The 13,899-nt window shown below is 65.5% G+C and carries 15 protein-coding genes; 4 read left to right on the forward strand and 11 right to left on the reverse strand.

Annotation, left to right across the window (positions count from 1 at the left end; genetic code table 11):
* The first annotated feature begins 196 nt into the window (after positions 1-196).
* The gene (locus ACE103_RS37610) at positions 197-1,600 is read left to right on the forward strand and encodes an MFS transporter (RefSeq protein ID WP_375777114.1); all 1,404 of its coding nucleotides are present in this window, start codon (positions 197-199) and stop codon (positions 1,598-1,600) included.
* Positions 1,601-1,730: 130 nt separating this feature from the next.
* Here the strand turns inward: ACE103_RS37610 and ACE103_RS37615 are convergent, their stop codons facing one another.
* Positions 1,731-2,648, reverse strand: coding sequence for a LysR family transcriptional regulator (locus ACE103_RS37615; RefSeq protein WP_223966839.1), 918 nt, complete (start codon positions 2,646-2,648; stop codon positions 1,731-1,733).
* A gap of 250 nt (positions 2,649-2,898) precedes the next feature.
* Here ACE103_RS37615 and ACE103_RS37620 point away from each other — a divergent pair, with 250 nt between their 5' ends.
* The 3 genes from ACE103_RS37620 (at position 2,899) to ACE103_RS37630 (ending at position 6,402) form a co-directional block, all read left to right on the forward strand.
* A complete protein-coding gene (locus tag ACE103_RS37620; RefSeq protein WP_375777115.1) occupies positions 2,899-4,212 on the forward strand; it encodes an MFS transporter in 1,314 nt (437 codons plus the stop codon).
* A gap of 20 nt (positions 4,213-4,232) precedes the next feature.
* Positions 4,233-5,306: a tartrate dehydrogenase gene (locus ACE103_RS37625; protein WP_375777116.1), complete on the forward strand. Its 1,074-nt coding sequence runs from the start codon at positions 4,233-4,235 to the stop codon at positions 5,304-5,306.
* A gap of 337 nt (positions 5,307-5,643) precedes the next feature.
* Positions 5,644-6,402, forward strand: a complete 759-nt coding sequence (locus tag ACE103_RS37630) for a haloacid dehalogenase type II (RefSeq protein WP_375777117.1) — start codon at positions 5,644-5,646, stop codon at positions 6,400-6,402.
* 21 nt (positions 6,403-6,423) lie between these two features.
* Here ACE103_RS37630 and ACE103_RS37635 read toward each other — a convergent pair whose 3' ends face one another.
* From ACE103_RS37635 to ACE103_RS37680, 10 genes are all read right to left on the reverse strand, one after another.
* Positions 6,424-7,188, reverse strand: coding sequence for a serine acetyltransferase (locus ACE103_RS37635; RefSeq protein WP_375777118.1), 765 nt, complete (start codon positions 7,186-7,188; stop codon positions 6,424-6,426).
* Between the two features lie 168 nt (positions 7,189-7,356).
* Complete coding sequence (locus ACE103_RS37640) at positions 7,357-7,848, reverse strand: DUF2852 domain-containing protein (protein ID WP_212314351.1); 492 nt, start codon at positions 7,846-7,848, stop codon at positions 7,357-7,359.
* A 131-nt stretch (positions 7,849-7,979) separates the two neighbouring features.
* Positions 7,980-8,681: a TetR/AcrR family transcriptional regulator gene (locus ACE103_RS37645; RefSeq protein ID WP_375777119.1), complete on the reverse strand. Its 702-nt coding sequence runs from the start codon at positions 8,679-8,681 to the stop codon at positions 7,980-7,982.
* A 132-nt stretch (positions 8,682-8,813) separates the two neighbouring features.
* On the reverse strand, positions 8,814-9,344 hold the full coding sequence (locus ACE103_RS37650; protein ID WP_375777120.1) for a dihydrofolate reductase family protein: 531 nt from the start codon (positions 9,342-9,344) through the stop codon (positions 8,814-8,816).
* A 183-nt stretch (positions 9,345-9,527) separates the two neighbouring features.
* Complete coding sequence (locus ACE103_RS37655) at positions 9,528-9,893, reverse strand: YciI family protein (RefSeq protein ID WP_223966830.1); 366 nt, start codon at positions 9,891-9,893, stop codon at positions 9,528-9,530.
* An 81-nt stretch (positions 9,894-9,974) separates the two neighbouring features.
* Positions 9,975-10,400, reverse strand: a complete 426-nt coding sequence (locus tag ACE103_RS37660; RefSeq protein WP_097676686.1) for a YciI family protein — start codon at positions 10,398-10,400, stop codon at positions 9,975-9,977.
* Positions 10,401-10,485: 85 nt separating this feature from the next.
* Entirely contained in the window at positions 10,486-10,902 is a 417-nt protein-coding gene (locus ACE103_RS37665; protein ID WP_375777121.1) for a YciI family protein, read from the reverse strand.
* Between the two features lie 123 nt (positions 10,903-11,025).
* Entirely contained in the window at positions 11,026-12,231 is a 1,206-nt protein-coding gene (locus ACE103_RS37670; protein ID WP_375777122.1) for a serine hydrolase domain-containing protein, read from the reverse strand.
* Between the two features lie 70 nt (positions 12,232-12,301).
* Complete coding sequence (locus ACE103_RS37675) at positions 12,302-12,673, reverse strand: nuclear transport factor 2 family protein (protein ID WP_375777123.1); 372 nt, start codon at positions 12,671-12,673, stop codon at positions 12,302-12,304.
* 154 nt (positions 12,674-12,827) lie between these two features.
* Complete coding sequence (locus tag ACE103_RS37680; protein WP_375777124.1) at positions 12,828-13,481, reverse strand: glutathione S-transferase family protein; 654 nt, start codon at positions 13,479-13,481, stop codon at positions 12,828-12,830.
* Positions 13,482-13,899 lie beyond the last annotated feature (418 nt).

The following is a 13,899-nucleotide window of genomic DNA, read 5'->3' on the forward strand; positions in this document are numbered from 1 at the left end:
TTCCGCGCAGGAGCGCACGGGCAGGCCGCAACTGAAGCGCTAGCAGGCCAATATGACACTTGCTTTGCAAGTTGGTCCGTCCCGATCGCAAACAGGTTCAGGCAGCCGGCCCTGCTGACACCACGCTGTCAGCACGACGGGCGTAGGCAAACCTCGTGCGGGTACAACCCCGGGCGGGATTGGGAGGCAGCGTGGCATGCACGATCGCTCATCTGACGTCGCCCACGAGCGATCGACCCTGATCACGCTCGTTCTTGGTCTTGGCGCGTTCCTGATCCTGTTCGATGTGACCGCGGTCGTGGTCGCCATGCCGGGCATTGCCGGGGATCTCGGATTTGCGATCGCCGGTTCGGCCTGGGTGATCGACGCCTACAGCCTTGCCCTCACCGGCGCGCTATTGGCATCAGGCGCGCTTGCGGACCGGTTCGGGCGGCGGCGCGCGATGCTGGCCGGCAACATGGTGTTTCTGCTGGCGTCGATTGCCTGCGGCGCGGCGACGAGCGGTCCGTTGCTGCTCGCCGCACGCATGCTGCAAGGCATCGGAGCGGCCTTCCTGAGCACAGGCGCCATCGCGCTGGTCGCCGCGGCATTCCCGCATCAGCCTCAGCGGGCGCAGGCCTTCGGCACCATCGGGATGATCTCGGGCGTCGCCATGGCGCTAGGCCCAACGCTCGGTGGCCTGCTTGCCGCCTGGTTCGGCTGGCGCTGGATCTTCTATGCCAACATCCCCTTTTGCCTGACGCTGGCCCTTGCCGTGCCGCGGGTCGTTGCCGAGACGCATCAGCCGGGCGGGCGACCGCTCGATCCGGTGGGTATCGTCCTGCTGACGCTCTCGCTGGGTCTCGCGATCGATGCGCTGTTGAGGCATGACCCCTCGCCGATCGTGAGAGCGGCCGAGCTGATCGCAAGCGTGGCGACCGCCGTCGGGTTCGTCCGGCAGCAGTGGCGCAGCCGCAACCCGGTGCTCGACCCGCGCGTGTTCGCGGCTCCGCCGATGATCGGGGTCGCGGCCTCGTTGACCGCGATCCAGTTCGGTTACTGGGCGGTGTTGGTCTATCTGCCGCTGTTCCTGAGCACCGCCCTGCATGTCAGCATGGAAGTGGCTGGCGTGGCGTTGCTTGCGGCGACATTGCCGATGCTGCTCGTCCCGCTGCTCGGTGGCCGCTTCGTCACCCAATGGGGCTGGCGGCGCTTCTTCATGGTCGCCTCCGGCATCATCGCTGCCGGAGATGTGCTGCTCGTGATCGCTGCGCTATCCGCCGACGCCGGGCTGCGCAGCATCGCAACGGCGGCCGGCATGCTGACGATCGGCATCGGCGCTGCACTGGCGAACCAGCAATTGGGAAGCGTCGCACTGGCGCTGGCGCCGCCCGCGCAGGCCGGCATGGCGTCGGCCATGACCATGATCGTCCGCCAGGCCGGCTTTGCCATCAGCATCGCCGCGCTGGGGGCGATGCTCGCGACAACGGAATCGACTTCGGCATTCGCGGCCCCGTTCGTTCTTGCAGCGTTCGGAGCGATTGCCGGCGTGGTCGCTGCGGCGGTCCTGTTTCCTGCGGTGAAGACCGGAGCGTCGGAAAGCTCGGCGGAGCAGCGGTAGGGTGCCCCCTTCGTCATTCCGGGGCGCGCCCCTTGGCGCGAGCCCGGAACCCATCAAGCCGCAGTACGCGATGAAATGGATTCCGGGTTCTCGCTTCGCGAGCCCCGGAATGACGAGGTGAAGTATGCGCTCACGCCTCCCTCGCGTAACTCTTCAACCTCGCCTCGAGCACCGCGATCACCTGGTCGCGGACCGGATCGCGGGAGCCTTTCAGCCAGGCGGCGGCGAGCGGCAGGCGGCCGGTGCTGCTGCCGCGCTTGAGCCTTAAGGGAACGAAACGCACGCCCGGGATCGCCATCCGCGCGGTCCAGCGCGGCACGATGGCGACGCCGAGCCTTGCTGCGACCATATTGACGATGGTCTGCTTCTCGTCGGCGATCTCCTGGATGCGCGGCGTCAGCCCGGCCTCGTCGAACAGCTTGGTCGTGAGATCGTGGCTGTGCGGCCGCGAGCGGCGCTCCGGCACGATCAAGGGCTGATCGGCGATATCGGACAGCACGATCTGCTTGCGCCGCGCCAGCGCATGCTTGTGCGACAGCGCCACCACGGCGGTCTCCTGCAGCAGCGGAAAAAACTCGATGCGCCGGTCGGGCCGCTCCGGCGGGCGCACGAAGGCGAGATCGAGCGCGCCCGACAACAGCTTCGGCAGCAGCCGGATGGTCTTCTCCTCGAGCAGCTGCACGGCAACGTCCGGATGCGCGGCACGGAGGTCGCGCAGCAGCGGCGGCAAGAGGCCGGCCGCGGCGCTGTCGATCGCGCCGATCCGGAAGCGCCGCGCCTGCGGCTTGCGCAGCCGGCGGCGAAAGCCGTTCTCGATCGCCTCGGCGCGGCCGAGCAGCGCCCGCCCCTCGCGCAGCAGAACAGCGCCGTCCTCGGTCAGCGACACCGCGCGCGTGGTGCGCGCGAACAGCCGCACCCCGAGATCCTCCTCCAGCAGCTTGATGTGGCGGCCGAGCGCCGAGGGCATCATCTGCAGGCGCTGCGCCGCGCGGCCGAAATGCAGTTCCTCGGCGGCCGCCACGAAGCAGCGAAGCTGGTGCAATTCCAAGGTCCAAACTTCCCTTCGGCCCAGTCATCGTCATGGCCGGGCTTGTCCCGGCCATCCACGTCTCCCTGTGCCGCCAAGGCGTGGATGCCCGGCACAAGGCCGGGCATGACGCCGGTGAGAGCTGCGGCGATTATATCATTTTTTTGTATAAACCGGCGCGGATTGAATCGGAAGGGCGCAAGCCTCTAGCTTCCCGATGGCGCGGCGACATGCGCCGTCCCAATAAACAAGACGAACCCTGAGGAAGCCAATGGAAAGCGAGCTTGGCACGCGCGTGTTGCGCAAGATCTCACTGCGCATCGTGCCGTTCATCATGCTGCTGTACTTCGTAGCCTTCATCGACCGCGTCAATATCGGCTTCGCTTCGCTGACCATGAACAAGGACATCGGCCTGTCGCCGACCGTCTATGGCTTCGGCGCCGGTATCTTCTTCTGGGGCTACTTTCTGTTCGAGGTGCCCTCCAACATCATCCTGCACAAGATCGGCGCGCGGATCTGGATCGCGCGGGTGATGATCACCTGGGGCCTGGTCTCGGCGGCGATGGCGCTGGTGCAGGGCGCGACCAGCTTCTATGTGCTGCGCTTCCTGCTCGGTGCCGCCGAGGCCGGCTTCTTCCCCGGCATCATCCTCTACCTCTCCTACTGGTTCCCGGCGCGGCAGCGCGCCGCGGTCACCGCGCTGTTCATGGCCGCAGCGCCGCTCTCGACCGTGCTCGGCTCGCCGGTGTCGGGCGCGCTGCTGGAGATGGACGGCCTGTTCGGCTTCAAGGGCTGGCAATGGCTGTTCGTGCTGGAGGCCGTGCCCGCCGTGCTGCTCGGCTTCGTCGTGCTCGGCTTCCTGACCGATCGGCCGGAGCAGGCCAAATGGCTCGCCGATGACGAACGCGCCTGGCTGGTCAAGACCATGAAGGCCGAGAACGACGGCAAGGCCGCCACCGCGAGCCACAGCATCTGGCGTGGCCTCGCCGATCCGCGCGTGCTGGCGCTGTCGCTGGTCTATTTCGGTACCTCGGCCGGGCTCTACACACTTGGTGTGTGGGCGCCGCAGATCATCAAGGCGTTCGGCCTGTCGTCGCTGCAAGTCGGCTTCCTCAACGCGGTGCCGGCAACCATCGCTGTCATCGCGATGATCCTGTGGGCGCGGCATTCCGACCGCACCGGCGAACGCACCTGGCACGTCGTGATCGCCTGCCTGATCGCGGCCGCAGGACTTGCGCTTGCCGGATTGTGGACCGGCCTCGCCGCCGTGATCGCGGCGCTGACCTTGGTCAATATCGGCATCTCCTCGTCGAAGCCGCCGCTGTGGAGCATGCCGACAATGTTCCTGTCAGGCTCGGCCGCCGCGGCCGGGATCGCCACCATCAACTCGATCGGCAACCTCGGCGGCTTCGTCGGACCTGCAATGATCGGCTGGATCAAGGAACGCACCGGCAGTTTCGAGGGCGGCCTCTATTTCGTCGCCGGCCTGCTGGTGCTGTCGGCCGTGCTCACGCTGCTGCTGTCGCGCGCGCAAGCCGCGCCCGCGCAATCCGAACCGCAGCCTAACCCCATGCGAACCCGCTAACCACTGATCCGGAGACAACCATGCGTACCCATTCCATCGCCGCTATTCCCGCCGACGGCATCGGCCCCGAAGTGATCTCCGCGGGTGTCCGCGTGCTCCAGGCGCTGGCGAAGCGCTCAGGCGACATCAGCTTCAACGTCAAGACCTTCGACTGGGGCTCGGACTATTACAAGAAGCACGGCGTGATGATGCCGGCCGACGGGCTCAAGGACCTGAAGAATTTCGACGCGATCTATTTCGGCGCGGTCGGCGCGCCCGACGTGCCCGACCACATCACGCTGTGGGGCCTGCGGCTGCCGATCTGCCAGGGTTTTGACCAATACGCCAATGTGCGGCCGACAAAAATCCTGCCCGGTGTCGCCTCGCCGCTGCGCAATGTCGGCGTCGGCGATCTCGACTGGGTAATCGTGCGCGAGAACTCCGAAGGCGAATATGCCGGGATGGGCGGACGTGCACACCGCGGCCTGCCGGAAGAGGTCGGCACCGAGGTCGCGGTGTTCACGCGCGTCGGCGTGACGCGGATCATGCGCTATGCGTTCCAGCTCGCGCAGTCGCGGCCGCGCAAATTCCTCACCGTGGTGACCAAGTCGAACGCGCAGCGCCACGGCATGGTGATGTGGGACGAGATCGCCGCCGAGGTGGCGAAGGAATTTCCCGACGTCACCTGGGACAAGATGCTGGTCGACGCCATGACGGTGCGGATGACGCTGCATCCGAAGAGCCTCGACACCATCGTGGCGACCAACCTGCACGCCGACATCCTGTCCGATCTGGCAGGCGCGCTGGCCGGCAGCCTCGGCGTCGCGCCGACCGGCAATATCGACCCGCAGCGCCGCTTCCCCTCGATGTTCGAGCCGATCCACGGCTCGGCGTTCGACATCACCGGCAAGGGCATCGCCAATCCGGTCGCGACCTTCTGGACCGGTGCGCAGATGCTGGAGCATCTCGGCGAAAAGGATGCCGCCGCGCGCCTGATGGCCGCGGTGGAGAAGGTGTGCGCGGCCGGCGTGCTGACGCCCGACGTCGGCGGCACGGCGACGACCAAGGAAGTGACCGATGCGGTGATCGACGCGATCCATGGGTCGAATGTTTAGCTGGGGTCGCTCTCTCATCATGCAGTGAGGCGAGCACACCGGCAGGGCTCCCTCTCCCCTTGTGGGAGAGGGTTCGGGAGAGGGGTACCGCTTGCTTCGCTGACAAAGAGGATAGCGACGGCCGCCCCGCACGCTGACCAACGATCGCCTATCTCTCGCATCGCGCCCGGGGCCACCCCTCACCCCACCCTCTCCCACAAGGGGAGAGGGAGCCTGACCGGGTGCTCACCTGACGAGGGATTCGGTGAGGATATTTCCAATACCCGCAACCGGGGAACAAACCGTGCTACCCGATCTGACCAGACGACACTTCATGACTGCCGGAGGACTATCGATCATGGCCGCGATGACGGGGACACAGCCGGCAGGAGCCGCGACGTGGCGCGATGAGATCCGCGCCATCGCGTTCGACGTCCAGGGGACGTGCGTCGATTTCTATCAGCCGATCCTGCGTGCGGGGCAGGCCGTCAACACCGCGAAGGGGCTCACGCTCGACTGGGCCAGGCTCTCGAGTGAGTGGCGCGATCTCTATCGTGCCGCGCTCGACGACGTGATCGCCGGCAAGCGCGCGTGGATTCGGGTCGACCGCATCTATCGCGAGGCGCTGGATGTGCTGCTCGATCGCCACGGGCTCTCGGCGGCCTTCACGAGCCACGAGCGCGACGAATTGAACACCGTGTGGAGCAAGCTCGACGCATGGCCCGACAGCGTCGAGGGCCTTGCGCGCCTGCGTAGCCGGTTCGTGACCTCGACCTTGTCGAATGCCGGCATGGCCGCGGTGGTGGCGGTGGTCAAGCACGCGAAACTGCCGTTCGATGCCGTGCTGACCGCGGAGCTTGCGCGCAGCTACAAGCCGTCACCCGCGGTGTATCAGCTCGCCGTCGACTACCTCGCCTATCCCGCCGACAAGATCCTGATGGTCGCCTGCCACAAATACGACCTGAAGGCGGCGCGCGCCTTCGGCATGCGCACCGCGTTCGTCGCCCGTCCGCTGGAATTCGGGCCGGCGGCGAAGGTCGACGTCGCACCGGAATCCTGGATCGACCTCCACGCGGACAGCTTTACGCAACTCGCCGATGCACTCGTGCCGGCATAGCGACGCGAGGGGGTGCTCGCCTCACGAAAGCGCACCCGCCTCCGCGCAATTGGTCAGCCGCGCCGGGACGCCGACGGCGGTGCAGCCGGCCGGCACATCCGACGTCACCAGCGCACCGGCGCCGACTTTGGCGAAATCGCCGACGGTGAGATCTCCGATCAGCGTTGCGCCGGCGCTGAGCAGCACGCCGCGGCCGATCGTCGGGGCGTGGCGCGGGTCATCCTGATGCCGCGCGATGGTGACGTTCTGCAGGATCGTGACCTCGTCGCCAACCGAAGCCAACGCGCCGATGATGATGCCGGTGCCGTGATCGAGGAACACTGCCGTTCCGATCCGGGCCGACGGGTGAATGCTTATCTGCAACTGGTCCGCCGCGGCACTGTGCATCAACAGCGCGAGGTCCGGGCGATCGTGGCGCCACAGCCAGTTCGACACCCGCCAGGCTTGCAGCGCGACGTAACCCTTGAAGTTGAGGAGCGGCTGCAGCAAGCCCGTGATCGCCGGGTCGCGGCCCACGATGGCCACTAGATCGATGGCCGCGGCTTCGACCAGCGCGGGTTCGGCCGCGAACGCCTCGCGGGCGGTGCGCACGAACTGCGCGCGATCGGTTTCCGCGCGACTGATGCCCCGGCCGATCAGGAAGGCGAGCACGCCGCCGAAGTCGCCCTGATCGAGGATGAAGGCAGCCGACGCCTCGAGAAAGCGATCGGCGACGACAGCAGCTTCCGCCTCGCGCCGGATCGCAAGCCAGAGATCGTCAGGACTGGCCGTCGCAAATGTCGCCATGATCACCTCATCGCCCCGCTTCAGGACGATAGAGTGGGCATGGCAGCCGCACAATGCAAACCGCCCGCTTGCTTGTCGCAAACGGGCGGCTCGGGGCCATCAGGTGTTATGGGGGCACATCGCCTGAAGGCTCAGTGCTTGCCTCGCGGGATCAGCCAGCCTTCCAAATTAGCCTTGCGGCGGCTGATCGTTCGGCGGGGTCGGCCGGGTCTTGTGCTGCGCCATGAAGGCGTCGAACTCTTCCTTGTCCTTGGCGTGGCGCAGGCGATCGAGGAAGTTCTTGAACTCGACCTGCTCTTCCTCGAGCCGGCGCAGCGTGTCTTGGCGGTACTCGTCGAAGGCGCGGTTGCCACTGGTGGGCGGGCCGAAGCCGCCGAACGGGAAGCCGCGGCGCTCCATGCGGCTCTTCATCCGCTCCATCTTGTCCTGCATGCGCTCCATCTTGTTCGCCCAACGATCCTGATCGTAGTGACTCCAACAGGCCATTTTTCTGCTCCCGAGTGTGAAAAAGAGAAGGGCGAGGCCGATCGGCCACCAGATCATGAAGCCGAGGATGATCCCGGCGATCTTCAGGGGATGCCACGGCGTCGCGTAGAAGTGCGGTCGGTAGGGCTCTTCGACGGGGCCGCGCCAGCGATTGACATCAGCGGTGTAGGCCATTTCCTTCTCCATGACGGCAATCACGCCGTTGTGAATGTAAATAACATTTACATAGATAGCCGAGCCCTCGGGAAAGTCAAGCAGAGCAGATGACGCACCCCTCGGATTATTTTTAGGCCAGCAGTTGAACCTTATTTCGGCTTGCCCCACGGGCCGGCAGGCTTTTCGTCGGCTGCCGCGGTTCCCGGCTTGCGATCCGTGAGGAAGCCAAGGCCGCGCAGATAGATCAGCACTTCGGCCTCGAGCAGATCCTCCGGCGACATCGGCAGCTTGCGCCGCGCGGCATCGCCGCGGCCGAACAGCGAGGCGACGCCGTGCGACATCGACCAGATATGCAGCGCCATCATCATCGCCGGCGGGCGCGGTGTGCCGGGCGGCGCCAGTGCCGCGAGCCGCTCGGCGGCGGCACGGATGATCGCGAACGCGCGTTCGCTTGCCGCCATCAAGGTCGGATTGGAATCGACCGGCAGGCCGGATTCGAACATCGCGGAGTAGAACGCGGGCTCCTCGCGCGCGAAGGCGAGATAGGCCTTGCCGACCCGCTCGAACGCCGAGACGGTGTCAGGGCGGCCGTCGTCCCAGGCCTGCGTCAGCAGCGACTCGAACTGCTCGAAGCCGCGTTGCGCGATGCTGGCGATCAGTTCGTCACGGTCGCGGAAGTGCCGGTAGGGCGCGGCGGGGCTGACGCCGGCCATCCGCGCGGCATCGGCGAAGGTGAAGCCGGCCGGCCCCTTCTTCGAGATCAGGTCGAGGGCTGCCTGCAGCAACGCCTCTTTGAGATTGCCGTGATGATAGCCGCGCTCGGCGCGGCCTTGGTCCTTGCGCCAGCTCATGTGAACGGCTTTTACATGAGCCGGCGGTAAAGGTCACTAGCGGCCAGGCCAGCGGTTCATCAAGATTAACGGATCAACGGGCTGAACGCCGCCGAGGCCTGCCTCGCCGAGCCGTCAGGCGCGTTTGCATGACTAGGCGGGGACGTAGGTCAACCTGATGGTGTTCTCGCCCAACCGATCGCTCGCTATGAGGCGGAGCGGCGCGCGGGGACCGGCAAAGAACGGCTTGCCGCGACCAAGCACGATCGGCCGGAGGTAGATTCGATACTCGTCAATCAGGCCGAACTCGGTCAGGTTCCCCGCCAGTTCCGGTCCGGCGACCTCGATCTCCCCATCCTGCCGGGCCTTCAGCCCGCTTACCGCCGCCGCGAGGTCCCCCTCGACGAGCGTCGCGTTGGGTCCGACCGACTTCAGCGAGCGCGACACGACCCACTTGGGCCGGCTCCGCCACGCTGCCGCATAGTCGCGCTCTTCCGCATCCCAGCCAGGGAGGTCATCGTCCCAATAGCGCATCACCTCGTACATGCGGCGGCCGTACAGCATGCCGCTCACGCCGCGCACCTGCTCGATGAAATGGCGAAACAGCCCGGTGTCCGGCAGCATGGCCTGATGATCGACATAGCCGTCCAGCGACTGGTTCAATCCGAAGACGAGCTTCGCCATGGCGCGAGACCTCCACCCGGGGTTTTCAGATTTGCTTGGGCCGGCATGAACCGAGAGCGACGTCGGGCGGATCAGCACACGCAGCTTGTCGGCATCTCGAACAAGCACACGTTCGTTCTCGGGAAGGCAGCCCTCTCCCGCAGGAAACGGGAGAGGTGCGGTGAGTTTGGGGCTTTCGCGTCCCTATCGCCCGGGGATCGGCAGCACCGGCATGATCTCCACGGCCTCGCCGGGGAAGATCGCAAAGTGCGGGTGGTTCTCGAACAGCTTTGCTGCCGCCTCATGCGAGGGCGCGCGCACCACAGTGAAGCCGGTCATCAGATTGGCGATGTCGGCGGTGCCGCCGGCGCCGACCTGCTTGGTGTTGCCGAGCGGTCCGCCCATCTCGACGATCACGTCGTGGTGCTTCTCGACCCAGGCGCCCCACGCGGCCATGCCCTGCTGCTCCTTGGCACGCCGTTCGGCCTCCGGCAGCGCGTTCCAGGCTGTCATGCGCGAACCGGTTTTGCCGCCGCCGAGATAGACGGCAAGGTAAGTGTTGGTGCTCATCGTGCTTCTCCGTTGTGGTGGTTTGACGATCGGTCGGTCACACGATGCCGCTTTGCGGCGGCATCGCGTCTCGTTTGAGATCTAGCGCAGCGCCTTGCCCCAGCCGCCCTGCGGATGCTCGAAGGTCGAAGCCGCCTGCTGCACTTCCTCGGAGAAATCCGCCATCTCCTGCACCTGGCGGATCTCGATCATCTCGTTCGCACTGGCCGGGCACTTCTTGGCCCAAGCGATCGCTTCGGCGCGCGAGGCAACCTCGATCATCCAGAAGCCGCCGATCACTTCCTTGGCCTCGGTAAAGGGGCCGTCGACCACCATGGGCTCGCCGGTATCGAACTTGACCCGCGCGCCTGACGCCGGCGGATGCAGGCCTTCCAGCGTGATCAGCACGCCGGCGTCCTTCAGCGCCTGATTGTATCGCATCATCGCGGCGACCCGTTCCGGGTCGAGCTCGAGTTTGGCCGGCGCGGACTCGTAGCCGAGCGGGATCATCAGCATCATGAAACGCATTGGTCGGACTTCCTTGTCTGTTGAATCGCGTGTGACTCTTTCCCCTCGTCATTCCGGGATGCGCAGGCCCGGATTGACGAAATCGTTAATTCTTTCCGGCCTGCGCACGCAGGCGCTCTCCCTGCTCGCGCAGCTCGGGCGTCAGCGCCTCGCCGAAATCCTCCGCGGCGAACACCTGGCGGATCTCGATCTCGGAGCCGCCGCCGAACGGCGCGCGCTTCATCCAGTCGATTGCTTCATCGAGCGAGGAGGTCTCGATCAGCCAGAAGCCGCACACCAGATCTCCGGTCGGGCTGAACGGTCCGTGGCTCACGGTGCTCTGCCCGCCGGCATACTTGACCCGCGCGCCCTTGTTGGTCGGATGCAGGCCCTCGCCGGCCTGCATCACGCCGGCCTTGACCATCTCCTCGTTGAACTTGCCCATCGCGGCGAGCAGCTCGGTGCTCGGCATCACGCCGGCCTCGGTATCCTTGTTCGCCTTCACGATCACCATGAACTTCATCGTCCTGCTCCGTTGTCTCTGTGCCGATCTCAGCACCGGCGCTCGATTGAACGACGATGCAGAGTCTGCAATTCCGACACGGCGTTTGAAATTATTCTCGAGGTCATTGACGTACGCCCCGCGCTAGTCATCGATCGCCTGATAGGCGAGCGTCCAGAAATCTGAGAACACCCTGGGCGGCTCCGGCGAATCCATCATGCGCTGGGTCAGCAGGATTCCGGTCATCGTTTCGCGCGGATCGGAATACCAGGAGGTGCCATACCCGCCGTCCCAGCCGTAGCGACCCGGCACATGACAGAGATCGTCGCGCGCGGTGAACACCGACAGCCCGAAGCCCCAGCCGCACGAACCGAGCAAGAACTCGGAGCCAAGTTTCTGCTCCGGCGTGATCTGGTTCGAAGTCATCAACTCCACCGAGGGACGCGACAGGATGCGCTCGGTGCCGAGCCGCCCGCCATTGAGCAGCATCTGCGCGAAGGCGTTGAAATCATCCGCGGTCGACACCAGCCCGGCACCGCCGTTCTCGAACACTGGCGGCGCCGCGTATCTGCCGGTCGCAGGTTCGTCGAATACTTTCAGCGTGCCGGTCGTAGGATCGCCGCCATAGCACGTCGCAAACCGCGACAGCTTGTGCTGCGGCACATGGAACGCCGTATCGTTCATGCCGAGCGGCCCGAAGATCCGCTCCTCCAGGAAGCCCGCGAACGAGGTTCCTGCGACACGCGCGATCAACACGCCGAGGATCTGGCTCCCGGTGTTGTAGAGCCAGCGTTCGCCGGGCTGATAGGCCAGCGGCAGCGTGCCGTAGCGGCGCAGCAATTCATCCGGCGGAAACGACGGAAATACCGGCCCGGGCGCGAAGCCGGCATCCGCGATCGCCATCTGGATCGGATAGCGCGCCGGAAACACGGGGATCATGCCGAGCCCGAGACGGAAGGTCAGAAGGTCGCGCAGCGTGATCGCGCGCTTGGCCGGCACCGTGTCGTGGATATCGGATTCGATGGTGCGCAACACACGGCGATCGGCGAGCTCGGGCAGCCAGCGATCGAGGGGATCATCGAGCCTGAGCCGGCATTCCTCGACCAGGATCATCGCGGCGACCGTCGTCACCGGCTTGGTCATCGAGGCAATGCGGAAGATGGTGTCGCGCTGCATCGGCGGCCCGTCCACCGCCATGCGTCCAAGCACATCGGCATGGATCTCGCCGCGACGGCTGACCAGCGCCACGAGGCCCGGAACGTCGCCGTCTTCGACATGGCGCGCCAGCACCTCGCGCATGCGTCCGAGCCGTGCCTGCGACAGGCCGCTGCTTTCACTTGCAATGGACATTTTCCGGGTTTCCTTCGCAGAATTCGTGCTCGCCTGCGACCATCGGGCGAGCGATATCACCGAGTTTGCCTTATCGATCCTGCCTGACGAGTTCGCCATCCTGATGCGACGGACCGAAATAGACGTCGATGCGCGACACCTTGTCGCCGTCGAACACGAAGAACTCGGTGTTGCGGAAGCTCTTGCCGTCGCGGGCGACGCAGCGATAGGTGACGAAAGCCTCAACGCCTTCGACCATGATGCGCTCGATCTCGTGGCGGCCGATCCAGCCAGAGTCGCGCCAGCACTCGGCGAAATAACGCGGCTTGTCGATGTTCTCGCCATGGGGCGTCGAGAAGCGGAAATTCTCGGCGAATGCGGCCTCGACGCTCGCACGGTCATTGGCGAGATAGGCGGCGAAGAGCCCGCGGATGATCTCCGCCCTGTTGCCAGCTGCAGCCATGTCGTCTCCCACAAAGTGCCGCCCGAGCCCCGGGGCGCGACTTGCGCTCCAGAACCCGGGCTTCAGGGAGAAGACGAACGGAGCGGCGCGAAAGCGACATCGCGCCGCGATTTATTTTCGGGGTCCTGACCGAGCCTCAGGTTCCCTTGTCGGTTCAGTCCCCCTTGGGGAACATGCCGAAATAGGGCTCGGCTTCCTTGAGGACGCGCGCGAAGGACGGTCGTGCCTTCAGCCGCTCGAGATAGGCCGCCAGATGTGGATGGCCCTCCCCGATCGGCTCGACCTTGTTGCCGTAGAACAGCGCCGGCGCGGCCGCACAGTCTGCCAGCGAGACCTGCTCGCCCATCATCCAGCCACCATGCGCGAGCTGCTGATCCAGGGTCGCATAGGAGGTGCGGAGTTGCGCCCGCGCCTCGGCGACGCCCCGCGGATCCTTGCTGTCCGCCGGACGCAGCCGGTCGCCGACGATCTTCTGCAACGGCAGATGGATATAGAGATCGAGGAAGCGGTCGCGTAGCCGGGTCTGCAACGCAAGCTCGGGGTCGTCAGGAATTAGCCTGACGGTGCCAGGATAGTGCCGGTCGAGATATTCGATAACGATGCTCGATTCAGGCACCGCCTCGCCGCGCGCTTCGTCGTGGAGGACGGGAAACCGGCCGATCGGCGACAGCGCGAGCAGCGCCGCGCGCTCGGCGGGATCGCCGAGATTGACCATGTTCGGCGTGAACGGCGCGCCGTTCTCATAAAGCGCGACCAGCGCCTTCCAGCAGAACGAGGACAGCGGGTGGTAATGCAGGGTCAGTGACATCAGAACTCCATTGTGGAACCAGTATCCGGAGGACGGACCGGAAACCGCTCTGCCGACATCTCGTGCGGAAATTTTTTGCCCGTCGCCCGGCGCCGAGAGCGGGCATCGACGCGACGCGCATTCGTTGAGCACGCGAATCGCGGTGATGAATCGATCCGTGAAGCAGTCAGCCATATCAACGTTCGTAATAGGTCTATCAGCGGCGCTGAAGTAGACGCGTTGCGATCATCCGCATCAGACCAAAGTTGTCACCAATTTTCGTCCGTAAGATTACGGTGAACATCGCATCACGACTATGGATGATAGCGTGCACATCAGAAAATTACTTCGCAATCTGAGATAGATGCGCGCGCGCCGCGCTGCATTGTGCAGTCCGTGCCAGGCCGCAGGCTTTACCGATGCTAAACGGCTCGCTGCA

The sequence above is a fragment of the Bradyrhizobium sp. ma5 genome, from assembly GCF_042258955.1.
In the GTDB taxonomy this organism is placed as follows: Bacteria; Pseudomonadota; Alphaproteobacteria; order Rhizobiales; family Xanthobacteraceae; genus Bradyrhizobium.

Bases quoted from the DNA above. Each gene is read 5' to 3' on its own strand.
- ACE103_RS37610 (WP_375777114.1), top strand. From the start codon at position 197: ATGCACGATCGCTCATCTGACGTCGCCCACGAGCGATCGACCCTGATC.
- ACE103_RS37620 (WP_375777115.1), top strand. From the start codon at position 2,899: ATGGAAAGCGAGCTTGGCACGCGCGTGTTGCGCAAGATCTCACTGCGC.
- ACE103_RS37625 (WP_375777116.1), top strand. From the start codon at position 4,233: ATGCGTACCCATTCCATCGCCGCTATTCCCGCCGACGGCATCGGCCCC.
- ACE103_RS37630 (WP_375777117.1), top strand. From the start codon at position 5,644: ATGGCCGCGATGACGGGGACACAGCCGGCAGGAGCCGCGACGTGGCGC.
- ACE103_RS37635 (WP_375777118.1), bottom strand. From the start codon at position 7,188: ATGGCGACATTTGCGACGGCCAGTCCTGACGATCTCTGGCTTGCGATC.
- ACE103_RS37640 (WP_212314351.1), bottom strand. From the start codon at position 7,848: ATGGCCTACACCGCTGATGTCAATCGCTGGCGCGGCCCCGTCGAAGAG.
- ACE103_RS37645 (WP_375777119.1), bottom strand. From the start codon at position 8,681: ATGAGCTGGCGCAAGGACCAAGGCCGCGCCGAGCGCGGCTATCATCAC.
- ACE103_RS37650 (WP_375777120.1), bottom strand. From the start codon at position 9,344: ATGGCGAAGCTCGTCTTCGGATTGAACCAGTCGCTGGACGGCTATGTC.
- ACE103_RS37655 (WP_223966830.1), bottom strand. From the start codon at position 9,893: ATGAGCACCAACACTTACCTTGCCGTCTATCTCGGCGGCGGCAAAACC.
- ACE103_RS37660 (WP_097676686.1), bottom strand. From the start codon at position 10,400: ATGCGTTTCATGATGCTGATGATCCCGCTCGGCTACGAGTCCGCGCCG.
- ACE103_RS37665 (WP_375777121.1), bottom strand. From the start codon at position 10,902: ATGAAGTTCATGGTGATCGTGAAGGCGAACAAGGATACCGAGGCCGGC.
- ACE103_RS37670 (WP_375777122.1), bottom strand. From the start codon at position 12,231: ATGTCCATTGCAAGTGAAAGCAGCGGCCTGTCGCAGGCACGGCTCGGA.
- ACE103_RS37675 (WP_375777123.1), bottom strand. From the start codon at position 12,673: ATGGCTGCAGCTGGCAACAGGGCGGAGATCATCCGCGGGCTCTTCGCC.
- ACE103_RS37680 (WP_375777124.1), bottom strand. From the start codon at position 13,481: ATGTCACTGACCCTGCATTACCACCCGCTGTCCTCGTTCTGCTGGAAG.